This window comes from Halobacillus andaensis (genome assembly GCF_014636475.1).
GTDB lineage: Bacteria > Bacillota > Bacilli > Bacillales > Halobacillaceae > Halobacillus_A > Halobacillus_A andaensis.
The window spans coordinates 226,392-243,226 of record NZ_BMEL01000004.1 but is presented as its reverse complement, the minus strand read 5'-3'; the positions used below and the strand labels follow the sequence as shown (position 1 = coordinate 243,226).

Annotated in this window: 15 protein-coding genes; 5 read left to right on the top strand and 10 right to left on the bottom strand. The window is 40.3% G+C overall.

The genetic code is table 11. The features are described from left to right. Positions 1-87: 87 nt before the first annotated feature. The gene (locus tag IEV27_RS15960) at positions 88-1,107 is read left to right on the top strand and encodes an AimR family lysis-lysogeny pheromone receptor (RefSeq protein WP_188378498.1); all 1,020 of its coding nucleotides are present in this window, start codon (positions 88-90) and stop codon (positions 1,105-1,107) included. A gap of 21 nt (positions 1,108-1,128) precedes the next feature. Then, positions 1,129-1,290 (top strand): hypothetical protein, encoded by a 162-nt coding sequence (locus tag IEV27_RS15955; protein WP_188378497.1) that lies wholly within the window; start codon positions 1,129-1,131, stop codon positions 1,288-1,290. Positions 1,291-1,326: 36 nt separating this feature from the next. Here the strand turns inward: IEV27_RS15955 and IEV27_RS15950 are convergent, their stop codons facing one another. The 4 genes from IEV27_RS15950 to nadB all read right to left on the bottom strand — a co-directional run bounded on the left by IEV27_RS15950 (position 1,327) and on the right by nadB (position 6,658). Next, positions 1,327-3,009 carry a catalase gene (locus IEV27_RS15950; protein ID WP_188378496.1) on the bottom strand — a complete coding sequence of 561 codons (1,683 nt, stop codon included), beginning with the start codon at positions 3,007-3,009 and terminating at the stop codon, positions 1,327-1,329. A gap of 157 nt (positions 3,010-3,166) precedes the next feature. Then, on the bottom strand, positions 3,167-4,273 hold the full coding sequence (gene nadA, locus IEV27_RS15945) for a quinolinate synthase NadA (protein WP_188378495.1): 1,107 nt from the start codon (positions 4,271-4,273) through the stop codon (positions 3,167-3,169). Further along, positions 4,270-5,121, bottom strand: a complete 852-nt coding sequence (gene nadC / locus IEV27_RS15940) for a carboxylating nicotinate-nucleotide diphosphorylase (protein ID WP_188378494.1) — start codon at positions 5,119-5,121, stop codon at positions 4,270-4,272. The genes nadA and nadC overlap by 4 nt, the downstream gene beginning before the upstream one ends. Further along, a complete protein-coding gene (gene nadB / locus IEV27_RS15935) occupies positions 5,102-6,658 on the bottom strand; it encodes an L-aspartate oxidase (protein ID WP_188378493.1) in 1,557 nt (518 codons plus the stop codon). The genes nadC and nadB overlap by 20 nt, the downstream gene beginning before the upstream one ends. An 89-nt stretch (positions 6,659-6,747) precedes the next feature. Here nadB and IEV27_RS15930 point away from each other — a divergent pair, with 89 nt between their 5' ends. The 3 genes from IEV27_RS15930 to IEV27_RS15920 all read left to right on the top strand — a co-directional run bounded on the left by IEV27_RS15930 (position 6,748) and on the right by IEV27_RS15920 (position 11,069). Beyond that, positions 6,748-7,884, top strand: a complete 1,137-nt coding sequence (locus IEV27_RS15930; protein ID WP_188378492.1) for an IscS subfamily cysteine desulfurase — start codon at positions 6,748-6,750, stop codon at positions 7,882-7,884. Positions 7,885-7,985: 101 nt separating this feature from the next. Next, entirely contained in the window at positions 7,986-10,448 is a 2,463-nt protein-coding gene (locus tag IEV27_RS15925) for an alpha-amylase family glycosyl hydrolase (protein WP_188378491.1), read from the top strand. Positions 10,449-10,721: 273 nt separating this feature from the next. Next, positions 10,722-11,069 carry a YflT domain-containing protein gene (locus IEV27_RS15920; RefSeq protein ID WP_188378490.1) on the top strand — a complete coding sequence of 116 codons (348 nt, stop codon included), beginning with the start codon at positions 10,722-10,724 and terminating at the stop codon, positions 11,067-11,069. Between the two features lie 122 nt (positions 11,070-11,191). Here the strand turns inward: IEV27_RS15920 and IEV27_RS15915 are convergent, their stop codons facing one another. The 6 genes from IEV27_RS15915 to IEV27_RS15890 form a co-directional block, all read right to left on the bottom strand. Then, a complete protein-coding gene (locus IEV27_RS15915; protein ID WP_188378489.1) occupies positions 11,192-11,329 on the bottom strand; it encodes a hypothetical protein in 138 nt (45 codons plus the stop codon). A gap of 98 nt (positions 11,330-11,427) precedes the next feature. Next, the gene (locus IEV27_RS15910; protein WP_188378488.1) at positions 11,428-12,039 is read right to left on the bottom strand and encodes a YesL family protein; all 612 of its coding nucleotides are present in this window, start codon (positions 12,037-12,039) and stop codon (positions 11,428-11,430) included. Between the two features lie 13 nt (positions 12,040-12,052). Further along, complete coding sequence (locus tag IEV27_RS15905) at positions 12,053-13,501, bottom strand: glycoside hydrolase family 32 protein (RefSeq protein ID WP_188378487.1); 1,449 nt, start codon at positions 13,499-13,501, stop codon at positions 12,053-12,055. 24 nt (positions 13,502-13,525) lie between these two features. Next, on the bottom strand, positions 13,526-14,377 hold the full coding sequence (locus IEV27_RS15900; protein WP_188378486.1) for a carbohydrate ABC transporter permease: 852 nt from the start codon (positions 14,375-14,377) through the stop codon (positions 13,526-13,528). Between the two features lie 5 nt (positions 14,378-14,382). Next, positions 14,383-15,375: a carbohydrate ABC transporter permease gene (locus tag IEV27_RS15895; protein WP_373868114.1), complete on the bottom strand. Its 993-nt coding sequence runs from the start codon at positions 15,373-15,375 to the stop codon at positions 14,383-14,385. Between the two features lie 69 nt (positions 15,376-15,444). Beyond that, positions 15,445-16,791, bottom strand: coding sequence for an ABC transporter substrate-binding protein (locus IEV27_RS15890; RefSeq protein ID WP_229735389.1), 1,347 nt, complete (start codon positions 16,789-16,791; stop codon positions 15,445-15,447). Positions 16,792-16,835 lie beyond the last annotated feature (44 nt).

Here is a 16,835-nt window from a genome sequence, read left to right as displayed (position 1 = left end):
AATTAAGATAATTATGTAAAATCTCTTTTGCTTTTCTACAATAATGTATATAATTAATGTTAAATCCAGGAAAGTCGAGGTGTCTAAATGAATAGTCATACTCTTATCGAACCTGTCCACCTCCTTCAATTTCAAATGAGTCAACCCTCTAAAGTATATGAACGTTACCACTTCTTCTTAAAATCACACTCCAATGAAAGAGCAGCCGAGCTCACGAAAGACTACTGCATTGAGACCTCGTTCCAAACGATCGATGATCAATTGGCTTGTTTTGAATTTTTATATATGAATGATTACATCAATGACCTAGAAACTATCCTCCATACCAAAGACAATCATGCAGAACCTTCTTTTTTATATGAAAAGTTAATAAAGAGGAGGGAAAAAGCTTTTTCCCTCCATGAGTTAAAAGAGTTTGAATCTCTTATCTTCAGGCACCCCTCTCTTAAATGTCTGCATTTATTTATTATGATTTATATGTACTACGATTTAAAAATGTATACGGCTTTAGATAAATACATAGATCTTTGTTGTGTTCATCTGCTTGCCGTGAGAGAACCTTTATTCTATTACTACATGAACCTCCGATTTGATGAATTATCTTTTCACCATTACTGGAAAACGAATAACCTTATTCTAGCTAGAAAATATGCATATAAATACATTAGTAAAGTCATCGCGCCTCGAAAATTAAGCTCGATGCATCATAATCTATCACTTACTTATGTTTTTGAAGATTATGACTCTTCAATGTATCACGCTGACCAAGCACTGAAAATCGCTGAAACCCATGATTTTTCTTCAATGACCAAAATTTTAAAGAATAATACCATTCCATTTATAGCCGCCTTTCATCAGCGTACAGAGAACATGACAACCTCTGACTTAGTGGAAACTGCACATATTGCCCTTGCTGAAAACGAATGGGACAAGGCTCGTGCGATATTAACTAGTTTGCCAACATTAACACCGTTTCAAGAAAGCTATTTAGGTTTAGCCACTCAGAATTCCAAAATACTTCGTCATGCTCATCAAAGGTTTCTTCAAGAGAACGGTGATCTATTTTTTGCAATGCTGCCGCAACTTTACTTAAAGCGACTTAACTAATTTTACTGAGGAGGGAAATGAATGAGAAAGTGGATCGTAAGTCTTTTACTTGTACTAGGGTTCATGATTTCTCTTTCCGCGGAAAGCTCAAGTGAAGCTAAGAAGGATCCTGGCAATGGCGGAATTGGAGCAGTAGTATCGGTACAGTCACATGATCCAGGAGATGGCGGGATCGGTAAATAAAGAAAAAGCAGCGGGCGCTCCCGCTGCTTTTTCTATTTAATATGGTTGTGCGTCATGCCCCTTTTCTTGCGCTTCCTCTACGGCATCTGAAGCTCCTGTATTTCCAATAGGAGACCCGCCATTTTTAGGGAGCTTCCCTTTTGCAGGAGTGATTTCATCAGCGAATTCCTCGCTCATTGCAGAATTTGCTTCTTCTATTGTTTTGCCTAATCCTTCAGCTACCCGCTTTCCATAATCTTCATCGCATTTGGAAAATAAGTGAATCATTTTGTGCTGAATATGAGGCTGGCACGGCTTTAACGAATTGACTAGATTCATGATTAGATCTTCTCGCTCCCAATCTTCGTGAAGGCGATACCTCTCTCCTGCCTGCTTGAAATTGTTTTCTCGATCAATCGTTTCTTTGATCAGCTTTCCTTCAGCGTAGGGTTGATGATGGTTCACTTCGTGTTTTGATTCTTCCAAACCATTTAAGGTGGACGGTTCATAATTCACGTGTGGGTTCACACCTTTAGGTCTGTCCACGGAATATGACATTTGCCCGCCTTCTTGGTTCGTCGCTGCATGCTTTTTAGGAGCATTCACAGGTAATTGTAAATAGTTGGCACCGATGCGATAACGCTGCGTGTCCGAATAGGAGAATGTTCGCCCTTGAAGCATTTTATCATCAGAAAAATCAAGGCCATCAACAAGGACTCCTGTTCCAAACGCCGCCTGTTCGATTTCGTTGTAGTGATGGTCTGGATTTTTGTTTAGTACCATTTTCCCTACTTTTAAGAAAGGAAACTGATCTTCCGGCCAAATTTTTGTATCATCCAATGGATCAAAATCAAGCTCTGGATGCTCATGATCTTCCATCATTTGCACACAAAGCTCCCATTCAGGATATTCGCCTTTATCAATGGCTTCAAATAAATCCTGAGTCGCATGGTTAAAGTTCTCCGCTTGAATGGCATTCGCTTCTTTTTGCGTTAAGTTTTTAATTCCTTGAAGCGGCTCCCAGTGATATTTAATTAAGGTTCCTTTTCCTTCCTTATTTACCCAACGATACGTGTTCACTCCAGAACCTTGCATTTGACGGTAGTTAGCCGGTATTCCCCATGGAGAAAATAGGAAAGTAATCATGTGCATAGCTTCTGGAGTACCACTAATAAAATCAAAGATTCGTTCGCTATCTTGAATGTTCGTCACTGGATCAGGCTTAAACGAATGAATTAGATCAGGGAACTTCATAGCATCACGAATAAAAAATACTTTTAAGTTATTCCCGACTAGATCCCAGTTGCCATCTTCAGTATAAAATTTCACCGCAAATCCTCTTGGGTCTCGAAGTGTTTCAGGAGAACCGGCCGGGTGGGTTACCGTTGAAAACCTTACGAGGACAGGGGTTTTCTTTCCAGCGCCTGAAAACACCTTAGCCCGCGTATACTTTTCAATCGGTTCCTCGCCGACCTTCCCATATGTTTCGAAGTATCCATGAGCTCCGCTTCCACGAGCATGAACAACTCGTTCAGGTACGCGCTCTCTGTCAAAATGAGATATTTTTTCGATAAAATCATAATTCTCTAAGGTAGCGGGCCCTCTATTTCCTACCGTTCTTATATTTTGATTGTTACGAACAGGATGACCTTGGCGAGTGGTTAATGTTTTCTCACCTTCGTCCTGTTTAGAAAAACGCCGATCATTTGGACCACCTGTACGTTGAGTATCGTTATCCACCTGAATTCCTCCTCTATAAAAGTGTTTTCTTCACTTGATGGTAGCTGAATTTATACTTTTACAGTTTTTCTTAATCGGAGGGTTTTTATCCCATTAATTACAAATAGTTCAAAATACCGTTTATCCACGGATTAAAGGAATGATAATGACTAACGTATCATGTTCTAATTAACATACGTTCAAGTGCTTTCTTCGCGTCAACAGCTATCGTATTTTCCACTTCGATTAGATTGACCGGTTTTCCTTCAGCAATGGATTCCAGTGACCATGTTAAATGGGGAAGATCAATTCGATTCATCGTTAAGCAAGGACACATAGTAGGGTTAAGAGAAATAATATGTTGATCAGGATGCTGGTGAATGATTCGATTGACCAAGTTCATCTCTGTTCCTATCGCCCAAGAGCTTCCAGACGGAGCCTGATCAATCGCCTCAATAATGTAATTGGTTGACCCTGCTTGATCAGAGAGGGCGACTACTTCCCTGCTGCATTCAGGGTGTACAATGATCTTCATTTCTGGATAGTTTTTCCGAATGTGATGAACGTTCGAAACTGTGAAATTTTCATGTACTGAACAATGACCTTTCCACAAGATAACTTTTACATCTTTTTTATCTTTCTCATATATTAGTTCCTCCTTAATAGGATCCCAAACAGCCATACGTTCCAAAGGAATTCCTAAGTTATATGCAGTGTTTCTGCCAAGATGCTGGTCGGGTAAAAAAAGAATACGTTCTTTCTGATTAAATGCCCACTTGATCATTTTCTCGGCATTCGAAGAAGTCACAGTTGCCCCCCCATTCTTCCCAACAAAGGCTTTAATTGCTGCTGTTGAATTCACATAGGTTAAGGGAACAATCGTATCATCAAAAGTACTCATTAGTTGGCTCCAAGCCTTCTCTGTTTGATTATAGGTAGCCATGTCAGCCATTGAACAGCCGGCACGCAGATCTGGAAGATATACCTTTTGGTCGTTTCTAGTTAAAATATCCGCTGTTTCTGCCATAAAATGAACCCCACAAAAAACAATCGACTCCGCTTCATCCTGGGAAGCAGAAATTTGAGCTAATTGTAAAGAGTCTCCTCGGGCATCAGCAAATTGGATAACTTCATCTTTTTGATAATGGTGCCCTGGTAGAAATAATGTGGTTCCCATCTTTTCTTTAATTTCACAGATACGATATGTAAGTTCCTCTGCATTCATTTGCATGTATTTTTCGGGAATCGTAGGAGTAGAAGCCTGCAGCGTCTCGAAAATAGTCATTTTAAAATTCCCCTTTCTAATTGGTTAACGTTTACACTAATGTCTAAAGAAGCAACGGAGTGTGTTAAACAGCCTAAAGAAATATAATCGACCCCACAATTACTGTATTTTGACAGGTTCTCTACCTTCACCGAGCCTGAGGCTTCAGTTATAATATGGGGAGGAATGAGTTGGATAAATCTCTGAATCTCTTGAACGGTTCGGTTATCAAACATCACGCAATCCACTCCTGCCTCGACTGCTTCCCTTACCTGTTTTTCAGTCTCCGTTTCTACCTCAATTTTCACCATATGCCCAAGTCTCTTCCGTAAGTGGTGTACGGCTTTAGTAATGGATCCAGCAAGAGCAATATGGTTGTCTTTAATCATCGCAGCATCATATAACCCATTCCTATGATTAAATCCTCCCCCCATCCTTACAGCATACTTTTCAAACATTCGAAGACCTGGTGTCGTCTTCCTTGTATCGCAGATTTTAGTGTGCTCGCTATGTAGATTCTTTACTGCAAGAGCCGTTAAGGTAGCGATTCCGCTCATACGTTGAACAAGGTTTAATACCACCCGTTCTCCTTTTAATAAACTGCCCTGATTGCCTTTAACAATTGCGACGACCTCTCCAGGTGAAACCTTTTCACCGTCTTCTTTTAATAAATGCACTTGAATAGAGGGATCTATTAGCTGAAAACCTGTAACAATTACAGAACCTCCACAAAATACACCTGACTGCTTCACCTGAAATTCTACTTCTGCTTCACGATTGTCAAATAAATAATCACTTGTTACATCCAAATCACCAATATCCTCAATAAAAAAATGTTCTAATGCTTGCTTAACTTTTAGCTGGTTCATAAATTCCCCTCACTTCTTTTCTACACTGAACCGTATGTTTTTTTAACCATTTCTCAGATTCAAAAGGATAATCGCTTCTATAGTGCCCCCCTCGACTCTCCGTACGTTCTAAAGCAGCTCTTGCTATTAAAAAGCTCGTTTGTAACATCGCTATAGTTGTCCATTGCTTTTTGCTAAGCTTTGCAAAGTCCATACGAAGCCATTGATCAAGCTTGAAGGATTCAATCCAGCTTAGTTGCTTCTGCAGCGACTTTTTATGGCGGACGATTCCCACATTCTCCATCATTTGATCTTGAATCTCTTTGATTTTAGGTAAACGATGACTTGAAAGATTAACCTGCGGCTTATGCTTTGGAACGAGCTTTATATTAATTTCTCTCTTTTGGTTTTTAATATAGTGAGCGAGTCTTTTACCGTAAACCAATCCTTCCAACAAGGAATTGCTCGCCAGACGATTAGCTCCATGAACTCCAGTACAAGCTGCTTCTCCAATAACATAAAGCCCTGGAATACTTGTCTTACCTTGTTGATCTGTTTCTATCCCACCCATAAGAAAATGAGAGCCGGGAGCAACGGGGACTTTATCTGTAAAGTGATATTTTCTACATAGCTTTGCCACTGTAGGAAAACGCTTCTCGAAATTAGGAATGGAGGTCAAGTCTAAATAAACAGGTTGATCATTTTTCAATGAATGAAAAATCGTTTGAGCAACTATATGCCGAGGAGCGAGGTCTCCCATTGGATGGACCCCATCCATAAGATAATTCCCTGCCCCATCTACAAGACGAGCCCCTTCTCCTCGAACCGCTTCTGTTATTAGCCCCCTAGTCTTTCCATTTGTAAAAAGTAAAGTTGGGTGGAATTGCATGAATTCCATATCTTTTACCTGTGCTCCCGCCCAATAAGCTAATGCGATTCCCTCACCAGTAGCTTGTATTGAGTTGGAAGTAAATCTATAAAGCTCTCCACAGCCTCCTGTGGCTAATACAACATGTGGTGCCGTAAAGGTGTGGACCTCTTCATTCTTGTCGAACGTTTTCACACCACAGCATTGACCCTCTTCATTAACAAGCAAGTCATATACTAATTCATTTTCAACTACACAAATATTTGATCCGATTTTATTTAGTAAACAATCTACAATCGAGGCACCGGTTTGATCTCCTCCTCCATGGACGATCCTTGCCAGGCTATGTGCTCCTTCTTTTCCAAGCTGCAGTTCATTGTTCACATATGTATCGAATTTACAATGAAAGGTCCTTAACTCTTGAATGACTTTTGGTGCTTCTTCAGTAAGGTGATAAACGGACCCATGGTCATTTATCTGCCTTCCTGCTTCGATTGTATCTACATAATGGAGATAAGGATGATCTTTAGGTCCGATGGCTGCGGCAATTCCTCCTTGAGCTAAGGATGAGTTATTATTTTTGACAGAAGACTTTGTGATAACCATCACATTTAAATGCCTGGGTAGATGAACAGCAAGCTGCAGTGCAGCCACCCCGCTGCCAACGATTATGACGTCATTTTTTCTCATAGTATTCACCTTAACTTTACAAGTGTATTGACACTTATATTTACATATATTTTAATAGATTACAAGACTTTTTAAAAAGGAGAAGAAGTATGAAATATTTCGATTTTGCTTCAACCTGTCCTATGAGTAAAGAATCATTACAAACTTATATAACCGCCTCTCAAGAATATTATGGGAATACAGAGAGTCTTCATGATGCTGGTTCCAAAGCTGAAACCTTAGTTGAGCATTGTCGAGCCACACTTGCAAACCTTCTTAAAGTTGAGCAGGAAGGAATTAGTTTTACGAGCGGAGGAACAGAAAGTAATATGCTGGCCATCAATGCTCTCGCTGAAGCTAAACGAGGGAAGCACATCATCATATCGGCTGGTGAGCATTCTTCGATCAAAAATGTGACCACAAAGTTAATGAATGCTGGTTTTGAAGTTAGTGAAGTTCCTCTAACGAATGAAGGTATAATCGACATGGAACAATTGCAGCAACTCATACGAGAAGATACCTCACTTATCTCTATACAGCATGTAAACTCAGAAACTGGAAAGATTCAGCCAATCGAGAAAGTCCATAAGATTTGTAAGAGTAATCATTTATTGCTGCACAGTGATTGTGTTCAATCTTTTGGAAAGATTGATTTATCATCAATTACTTCATTAGTAGACAGTTTTTCAATTTCAAGTCATAAAATATACGGGCCCAAAGGCATAGGAGCATTGTACATCCGCCCCTCGCTCTCTTTTCGCCCCTTTTTACCGAATGTGACGCATGAAAGCGGCGTTCGACCTGGTACGTTAAATACTCCTGGAATTGCTGCTTTCACAACAGCAGCCAAAGAAATGGTAATGAACCTTCACTCACACCAAAACCACACCCAGCAATTAAAACAAGAATTAATAAAACATTTGGATGAAGTAAAACAAAAAGTTGAAATTATCGGTTCAAATTCAGAAGCACCCATCCCTATTATTGGGCTTTGCATTGAAAATGTTAGTGGCCAGCACATGATGTTAGAAGCCAATCGAAAAGGTTTTTACTTCTCGACGGGCAGTGCCTGTCAAATGAGCAAAAACGCCCCCTCTCAAACATTATTGGCTATGGGGCTCTCTGAACAAAAAGCCCAAACTTTTATTCGTATCTCTTTTGGCAGAGATCAAACGTTAAATGATGTAAGAGGATTGGCAAGTGCCATAATAGATGTGATCGAAGGTGAAGATTATGAACCAGTATAATAGACACGCAAAAAGACCTAATCATAATGAACTATAGACATATTTCTGAAAATTTTATATTATGAAAACGATTACACTTATCGAAAGGAAGGGATATTACTTTGAAGAAATATCTTTTTACAATTGGATGTTTGCTTTTTTTATTGGCTTTTGTGCAACCGCTTGCATCAATCGTAGCGAATGCCAACGAGAACACGTATGATTCTGTGGTGCTTCGTGGAAGTGCAGACTCCCTTGATTGGGATTCAAACAACAACCCACTTACATACAACGAAGAGGAAGACAAATGGGTAAGTGAGCCGATTGCGCTTAAGGGTGGAAAGACGATTGAATTTAAATACGTATATGACGGAACATGGATGGAAGGCAGCAATTTAACATTTACACCGCCTCAGGATGGTGATTATATTTTCACTTTTGACCCAAGTGATGAGCGTAACGTAAATGTTCAGCTTGCTGATACATCTTCTGGCAGCTTAACATTACAGCTTAAAGTGCCTGAAGGAACACCCGATTGGGTGACTCCTACCGTCGCCTCCAGTAAAAATAACTTCAATTATTCCGTCAGTCCGCTTGAGAAAGTAGATGAGGGTACATATGAGATTGAAGTAAAAGGTGAAGTAGGAGAGACATTGGAATATGTGTACAGTTTAGGCGGCAAATCTTACAAAGAAGAAATTGACACGAACCGTGAAGCCGTTTTTACTGAAGATAATAAAGTATACGAGGATGAAGTAACAGCCTGGGAGACAGTTCCCGTCGCTAACGAAGTCACTCATGATTTTAACCACGACCCTTATACACCTGATCAAACGGATGAAACGACCGTTCAGGTAAGTGTGGAGCATTATGGACCAATCGATGAAGGCGCTATTTATTATACGACGGATGGTTCTACTCCAAGCGGTAAGCGCGGAGAAGCGGATAATGGCCAAATCACTTTTTTAGAAATGATCGAAACAGAGACGAATAAGGAAGGTTTACAAACCTCCATTTTTGAAGGAACGATTCCAAAGCAAAAGAACGAAACAAGAGTTAAATACAAGATTGATGTTTGGAACTCCGAAAGTATTGGGTCCCAATTTGCAGATAATAATGAATTAAATGCTGAGGATGCTACTGAATTTGCTTACTATGTAGAAGATTATCAGTCACCTGATTGGGCAAAAGAATCCATTATCTATCAAGTATTTGTTGATCGTTTTCATGACGGGGAAGAAAGCAACAATACTTCTGTAGATCCTACTTTACCTGAAGACGAAAGATTAAAAGGATGGATGGGTGGAGACTTACAAGGTGTCATCGAGAAGCTTGATTATATTGAAAGTCTAGGTGTGAACACCATCTGGGTGTCCCCTATTTACGAGGGACCTTATTCCCATGGCTATCACCCTACTGATTTCTTAAACATTGATGACCGTTTTGGAAGTAATGAATTGATGAAAGAGTTAGTCGATTTAGCTCACGAAAAAAATATGAAAGTGGTTTACGACCTTGTGCCAAACCACGTTTCTAATCAGCATGACTTCTTCCAAGATGCTGTTGAAAATGGAGAAAACAGCGAGTACTTTGATTGGTTTACGTTTACGAACTGGCCAAATGAATATGAAACGTTCTATGATGTTCAGGAATTGCCGGAATTGAATAATGACAATCAGGAAACGAGAGACTACATGCTGGATACCGTTGTACCATTCTGGATGGATGAGATTGGTGTCGACGGCTTCCGTTTAGATTATGCAAAAGGGCCAAGCCATAGCTTCTGGGTGGATTTCCGCCATGCGGTTAAACAAAATGACCCTGATGCCTTTATTTTTGGAGAAGTATGGGATGATCTCGATACCATTACTTCCTATACAGGTAAACTAGACGGCGCGATTGACTTTGAAACACAGTCCGCCATTACTGATGCGATGATCCACGGAGACAGCATGACCGAATTTGGTTCTTCATTAGAAACCATTTTTGATACGTATCATGAAGAGTTTGTTCCAGCCACATTCTTAGATAGTCATGATGTGCCCCGCTTTATTTATGAAGCCGATGGAGACGTGCAAACCATGAAGAACGCAGCAGCTATCCAATTCACATTACCAGGAGCACCGATTGTTTATTACGGGGATGAAGTGGGACTATCTCAAAGCGGAGACCATAACCTCGTGGATGAATGGAAAGACCGTTACTATCGTGAAATGATGCCATGGGATGAAGAAGAGCAAGACTTAGAATTGAAGGCCCATTACCAAGAGTTAATTGAGATGAGAAAAGATCAGAAAGCTTTAACACAAGGCGAGTTTAATGTCATTCATTCTGATGAGGATGTGCTCGTTTACGAAAGAACCATGCCGCAAAATAAAGTTGTTGTAGTCGTTAACCAGGGGGATGAAGACGTCACTATTGATTTGTTTGATAGCTATAATCAAAAAACACCAAACAATGTGAAGCTTCTTCCTTTACTAGAAGATGGATCTGAACTAAGAAGCAAGAAAGGTGAACTTTCAATCGAAGCTTCTGCTCAGTCTGTAGAAATGTACGAAGTGAAAGGAAAACTTAAAGCCAATTAATTAAGTAGAGCCCTCATAGCATCTTGTGATGAGGGCTTCTTTTTTGTGTATTTCAGTGTTGATATTATTCTATCAATAACAAGTTTCCTTTGCATGGGACGAGAAAAGGGTTGTAGAAACGACTCGCTTTTCGTGATGTCTCGTGGAAAAACGAGTCGTTTTCCTGCCCTAACGGGGCCCGTTTTTTCTGAAGCCTATCGATAGGTTTGGATGTAATTTTCACGGGGAAGTGTTGTAGTGAAATTAAAATTACCTTGAAGGAGTGAATAAAATATGCCATTTATTCGCGAATATACAAACGATGAAAATGTAATGGAAGATGTTAAGAAATTACAGCATAACGGTATTAACAGTAAAGATATTTATATCCTCACTCACGATGACGATCGCACGGATCGAATCGCCAGTAACGTAAATGCAAACACGATTGGCTTATCCGAGCAAGACGTTAAAACATTCTTAAACAATATCTTCAGTAAAAAAGGTGATGAGCTAAGAGCCAAACTGCAAGAGATTGGATTATCTGAAGAAGACGCTCATGAATATGAAGAAGATTTGGATGAAGGTAAAGTGCTGCTGATCGTTACAAGTGATCAAAACGTAGAGAGTCTATTTGTATAAGTAAAAAAATCTGCCCTGGCAAGGGGCAGAATTTTTTGTGAGCTTAGATGCTTATTGCCAAATCTTCTTATTTACCAGCGAATATACTCAGCTCAAACAATTAATGGAAGAACCCAGACTCCTTAGATTTTTTTATTAAAGCTTGTTTTTTCTTGTGTAATGGGCTCTTCCATTTCCTCATTCTCTTGTAGTTGTTCGACGAGTTCGGCTCCTACCTCAATCTCTTCTCCTCGTCCGGTAGCTCCCTCTTCCTCGTTCAAGCCATACTGACATAAGAAACAATTATACCACCTCAGACAGGGAAAATCTTACTACAATTCATTGAAGAAAAAAAAAGAGCTGTTAGTATAGACAGCTCTTAAATCGTTGTAGTAATGCGTTTAAAATAAGGACCTTGGAACATGAAAACGGTCACTAGTAATAATAAATTAACGGAGTAGAGAGGAAGTAACCCGGGAATCAATCTTATCGTAATCGCTGCTATAACCCCCCCTGTGATAAGGCCCAGTACTCTTCCTGGATGCATCAGCATAAAGTGAATAGCTTCTTTCACCGACCCTATTCCTTTTCGCCCAGCACTCAAAGGCAGAAGAGCAAGACTAAGTGTTATTATGATCCCTAAGGCTAGCATAAACGTACTACTTACAAATAAGTAAAACCAAATACCTTCAAACTGGAGACTAATCAACGTATTTACGCCTAAGATCGTAAGCAGGGCCATTGAAATTAAGAAAATACGATTAGCTCTCCAAAAGCAACGTTTAAACTCTTTAAAGCTATAAGAAAAAAGAGAAGCAGGACGTTCCCCGGCCATCCATTGAATCAGCAGTCCGGCGCAAACGACAGAAGCCGGATAAATACCTAACATCACTCCACCCGCAAGACAGAGTACGATCCATATTAAATTGACGATCGCTAAGCGCATGAGCCAATCACAAACGATGTAAATCCAGCCTCCTGTACCTGTCATTCTCTCACTCCCTTTACCTATTTATATCGAATCGATCAATGTGGATTGAATGAACGAGTGTTTTTCCATCGGTTGAGCGCACGTTGATTTGTTGTTCTGTCTTCTGAACCGGCAAATACAGGTTCGTTAAAGCCGTCTCGCCTTCGTTTAAGAAAACTTCCACGGAAGATTCGTCACACAAAATGCTGAGCTTAGCTTTCTTCGTTGAAGACAGCAGCTGTTGATGGAATCTGCCTGTGAAATCACTTGAAAATGAAGTCTCTTCTCCAAAATCACGCTCAAAATAGACCTCTTTTCCGTTTAGACCGATACTAAACTTTTTCCCATCTTCCCCTGCAAACAGCTGAACTTCAAATCCAGCCTCATATTCAACTTCCACTATTACTCTAAAAGGTGCCCTGGGCTGCCTTATCTCTACTTCTTCTCCCTGTTCTACTTCAAATGAAGAAAGTGAATGGAAAGATTCTTTATTTTCCTCCAGCGTTTTTACCGGAGTTTGGATAACCCGATCCTCCCCATCAATAGTTTGAAGAGACAGCTCTCTTGGAATTGACATGGCACTTCTCCAAGGGTGCGTCGGGACTTCATTGGCGTACTGCCAGTTACTCATCCAGGCAAGAACAATCCGCTGCTCATCTGGCACATCTGAGAAAGACTGAGCAGCGTAAAAGTCTTTTCCAAGATCCAGCCAGTAAATCTCATGCTTACGTTGTTCAGGCGAGAATGTTTTTCCATCAAAATCACCGATAAAATACTGCGTTCCTGAACCGCCTGCGGGTCCCCCTGCATCAATTCCAATTTGGAGCACCCACTTTTGCTCTCCTGTCGTTTGATGCTGAAGCGGGAAAATATCGGGACATTCCCACGTACCTTCTTGAGCGCCCCACCCTTCTCCAAATTCGCTGGCCAAAGACCAAGATTTAAGATCAGGAGACGTATAGAAGATTACTTTTTTCCCTGCTGCTAATACCATGGCCCATTGACGGCTAGCTTCGTGCCAAATCACTTTCGGATCACGAAAATCCTGTATATTAGGATTTTCGATCACAGGATTCCCTTCATACTTTTTCCACGTACGTCCTTGATCCTTACTATAGGCAATGCTTTGACGCTGCAGTTCTTCTTTGGCATGAGTAAACATCGCAATTAGACCATGCCCTCCATCGAAAAATCCACTCGTATCCTCCCAGTCGACAACTACGCTTCCTGAGAAAATATATCCTAACTCATCAGGATAAAGCGCAATCGGCAAGTGCTGCCATTTTAATAAATCCTTACTTACAGCATGGCCCCAATGCATGGGTCCCCACTTTTTGTTTTGTGGATGATACTGATAGAATAAATGATACTCCCCTTCAAAATAGACGAGCCCATTCGGATCATTCATCCACATTTCTTGAGGTGTAAAATGTAAATGAGGTCTATATTTCTCTGTTTTTACTAACTCTTTGTTTTTTTCCATATATTCAAATCTACTCCTTCACAATTAATTCTTAGAACCTGTGTGCGCAAGCCCTTGCACATAATACCTTTGTAAGAAGGTAAATATAATTAGCATTGGAATGGTTGCCACAGTTAATGCAGCCATGACTTGTCCCCACCTAATTGGTGGATCATTCATGAAGTATTGAAGGCCAATTTGAATGGTACGCATACTTTCATCAGAAGCCACAACGAGCGGCCACAAGAAATCGTTCCAATGATTGATGAAAAGAACAATGGCTACGGTAGCAAAAACAGGCTTAGATAATGGAACAATAATTCTAAAAAAGATTCCAATTTGCGAACACCCATCGATCTTAGCTGCTTCCTCAAGCTCCCTAGGAAAATCTAAAAAGAACTGTCTGAACAAAAAGATAGCAAATGCGTTTGCAATAAATGGGACGATTAAACCTGTGTACGTATTTACCCAGCCTAAGTCATAAACGAGTACGTACAATGGCAGGAAAATACTTTCGGGCGGGATAATCAGTGTGGCAATGATTACCCCAAGCCAAAAACCAGCAAGCGGGAATTTAAATCGCGCCAGAGCATATCCAGCCATGGAATTAACAATTAATCCAAAGATAATAATTCCAATGGTATAAATAAGGCTGTTCACAATGTAACGCATTAGATCTACACGCTGAAAGGCTTCCACATAATTGTGAAAGTATCCTCCCTCCACTTCGCTAGGTAAAGGAGGTAAGAATGCTTTAAGCGATGTCATATCTCTAAAAATTTGAAACTCATTTTTCATTGAGGAAACGAGCATCCAAATCAGAGGAAATAAAAAGATGACTGTTATAATAGATAATGTGACATAGAGAATAATCTTTTGTGTGAGAGTTTGTTTCATAAGCCCTATACTCCCCCTTCTTCACGTGTGAGCATGCGTTGGATAATGGTGACAGCCAACACAATCACTGTAAAAACAACGGCCATCGCTGAGGCATAGCCTACATCTCTATAGTTAAACCCGGTCTCATAAATATGATAGACGAGTGATTTTGTTGTCCCTAACGGACCTCCTTGGGTCATAATCATCGGTTGGACTAACAATTTAAACGCAGCTATCGTGATCGTAATAAAAATAAATAAGGCAATGTTCCGTAAGCCGGGCAAAGTGACATGTAAAAACTTTTGCCACTTACTTGCTCCGTCAATATCGGCTGCTTCGTACAAGTGGGTTGGGATGTTTTGTAACCCTGCTAAGAAAATCATCATTTGAAAACCGGCGCCCTGCCAAACGGACATAACAATAATCGAATTCATTGCTTGATCAGGACTATTCAAGAAAGGCTGAGCAGGTATGCCGAACAAGCCAAGTAATTCGTTAATCAAGCCTTCGTTCGGGTTATACATAAACGTCCATAAGATTGATACTACAACCAATGACATGACCACTGGAGAGAAGAACGCTGTACGAAAGAACACCCGAAATCGAATTTTCTTATTGATAAGCAAAGCCAGTCCTAAAGCTACTGTTAATTGAACGGGTACTACGATGGCCGCAAAATAGACCGTATTCCAAAAGGCTTGACGGAATTCTGCATCATTCCAAATGTAGGAAAAGTTTTCAAACCCAATGAAAGAAATATCATTAGGTGTTAAAATGTAAAAATCAGTAAAGCTGTAATAAAAGGCTGCTCCCATCGGATAAAGCAAGAAAATTCCTAATAAGATCAAAGCAGGAGCCAAGAAAAAGTAGCCTGTGGCGGCTTCCCTAAACTTTTGGGACTTCATTCTTTTCTTTTTGCGATGAGGCTTTTTATCAGCCACTTGAAGACGTCCCCGTGGATCATGATTGGCGTTAGTGTCCAACTGTTCTGCTGAAGAACTGTTAGATTTTTTCATGATTAACCTCCTTACCTGAACATATAATGGGGGCAACTGATCGCTTACTGCCCCCTCAATTAGTTAAAATTACTCCTTAAAACGTTTCATTTCTCGTTCGACTCGATTGACTTGCTGATCAATAACTTGTTCTACATCTTCACCTAAAGCTGCGGCATGAAATGCTTGCGCATAAGCATCCGTTACAACAGGATAAGCTGGCGTAGAAGGTCTAGCGTGAGCAGTTTCCAGAACTTGCTCCTTCATAATGCTATAAGGTAATTCATCGTATTTTTCCATAGAGTCAAATGCTGATTTTTGTGCAGGAGGCATTCCAGTTGCTTCAGATACAGTGATGGCAGACTCCTCATTTGTCATCCATTTCATTAACTCTGTCGCTTCTTCAGGATGCTCAGTATTTTCAGTAATGGCATAAGCCATACTTCCAGAAGGCGAAACTTTCTCATCTTTATAAGGGTAAGGCATCATCCCCCAGTTTAAGTCGGCTTCCTCTGCAGAAACAGAAATCCATGGACCACCGAGCGCCATTGCTGCATTTCCTTCTTCAAACTGAGTTTGACTAGGACTTTCACTTACGACGCCTTCTTCAAATAAAGATTTAACGTAGTTTAACGATTCAATGGTTTCTGGACTATTTAAGTGACCATCCACTTCCATACCATCTTCAGAAACAAGAGACCCTCCGTTTGACCAAGTAAAAGGAGCCCCCATAAACGTCAGCCATTCACCAACGCCCTCGTTCATAAATAGATTTAAACCATAGCGATCCTCCGTGGTTAGAGTTTTAGCATTTTCCATTAATTCATCCCACGTCCACGCCTCATCTAATGATTCTGCTGCTTCAATTCCTTCTTCTTCAAAAATATCTTTGTTGTAATAAAGCATAACGGACGCTTCCATTGCTCCTAGAGAGTAAAGCTTATCTTGGTAAGTACCTTGTTGAATAATGGAATCTACGTATTGGTTTTTTGTTTCTTCATCGATATACTCATCAATTGGACGAATAACTCCTGCATCCGCAAAGCTCGATACATAAGGACCATCAATCGCCATCACGTCCGGAAGGTTTCCTGCTACTAGCGCAGCGTTAATACTGTCGCTATAAGCGCTTGCTCCATCATCAATGATGACCTCCGCTTCCACGTGAATGTCTTCATGCTCTTCGTTAAACGCATCAATTCGTTCAATATATGCATTTGTTTCATCTTCACCTGTCTGGTGGATCCAGAAATCAAGAACAACATCTTCATCACCTGTAGCCTCTACATTAGTTTCCACTTCACCTGTTTCCACTGTATCCTCATCTTCCGAACTCTCACCTTCTGAAGAGTTTCCTGATGTACCTTCACTATTGCTAGAACAAGCCGCTAAGAATAACAACATAAAACCGAATAAAAAGATTGATAATTTATTCAACTGTTTCTCCCCCTTTTATAAAGTAAAAATATAAAACTAAGCAA

Coding starts and splice junctions, on each gene's coding strand:
- IEV27_RS15920 (WP_188378490.1), top strand. CDS start 10,722: ATGCCATTTATTCGCGAATATACAAACGATGAAAATGTAATGGAAGAT.
- nadB (WP_188378493.1), bottom strand. CDS start 6,658: ATGAGAAAAAATGACGTCATAATCGTTGGCAGCGGGGTGGCTGCACTG.
- IEV27_RS15905 (WP_188378487.1), bottom strand. CDS start 13,501: ATGGAAAAAAACAAAGAGTTAGTAAAAACAGAGAAATATAGACCTCAT.
- IEV27_RS15955 (WP_188378497.1), top strand. CDS start 1,129: ATGAGAAAGTGGATCGTAAGTCTTTTACTTGTACTAGGGTTCATGATT.
- nadA (WP_188378495.1), bottom strand. CDS start 4,273: ATGACTATTTTCGAGACGCTGCAGGCTTCTACTCCTACGATTCCCGAA.
- IEV27_RS15895 (WP_373868114.1), bottom strand. CDS start 15,375: ATGAAAAAATCTAACAGTTCTTCAGCAGAACAGTTGGACACTAACGCC.
- IEV27_RS15930 (WP_188378492.1), top strand. CDS start 6,748: ATGAAATATTTCGATTTTGCTTCAACCTGTCCTATGAGTAAAGAATCA.
- IEV27_RS15900 (WP_188378486.1), bottom strand. CDS start 14,377: ATGAAACAAACTCTCACACAAAAGATTATTCTCTATGTCACATTATCT.
- IEV27_RS15960 (WP_188378498.1), top strand. CDS start 88: ATGAATAGTCATACTCTTATCGAACCTGTCCACCTCCTTCAATTTCAA.
- IEV27_RS15910 (WP_188378488.1), bottom strand. CDS start 12,039: ATGACAGGTACAGGAGGCTGGATTTACATCGTTTGTGATTGGCTCATG.
- nadC (WP_188378494.1), bottom strand. CDS start 5,121: ATGAACCAGCTAAAAGTTAAGCAAGCATTAGAACATTTTTTTATTGAG.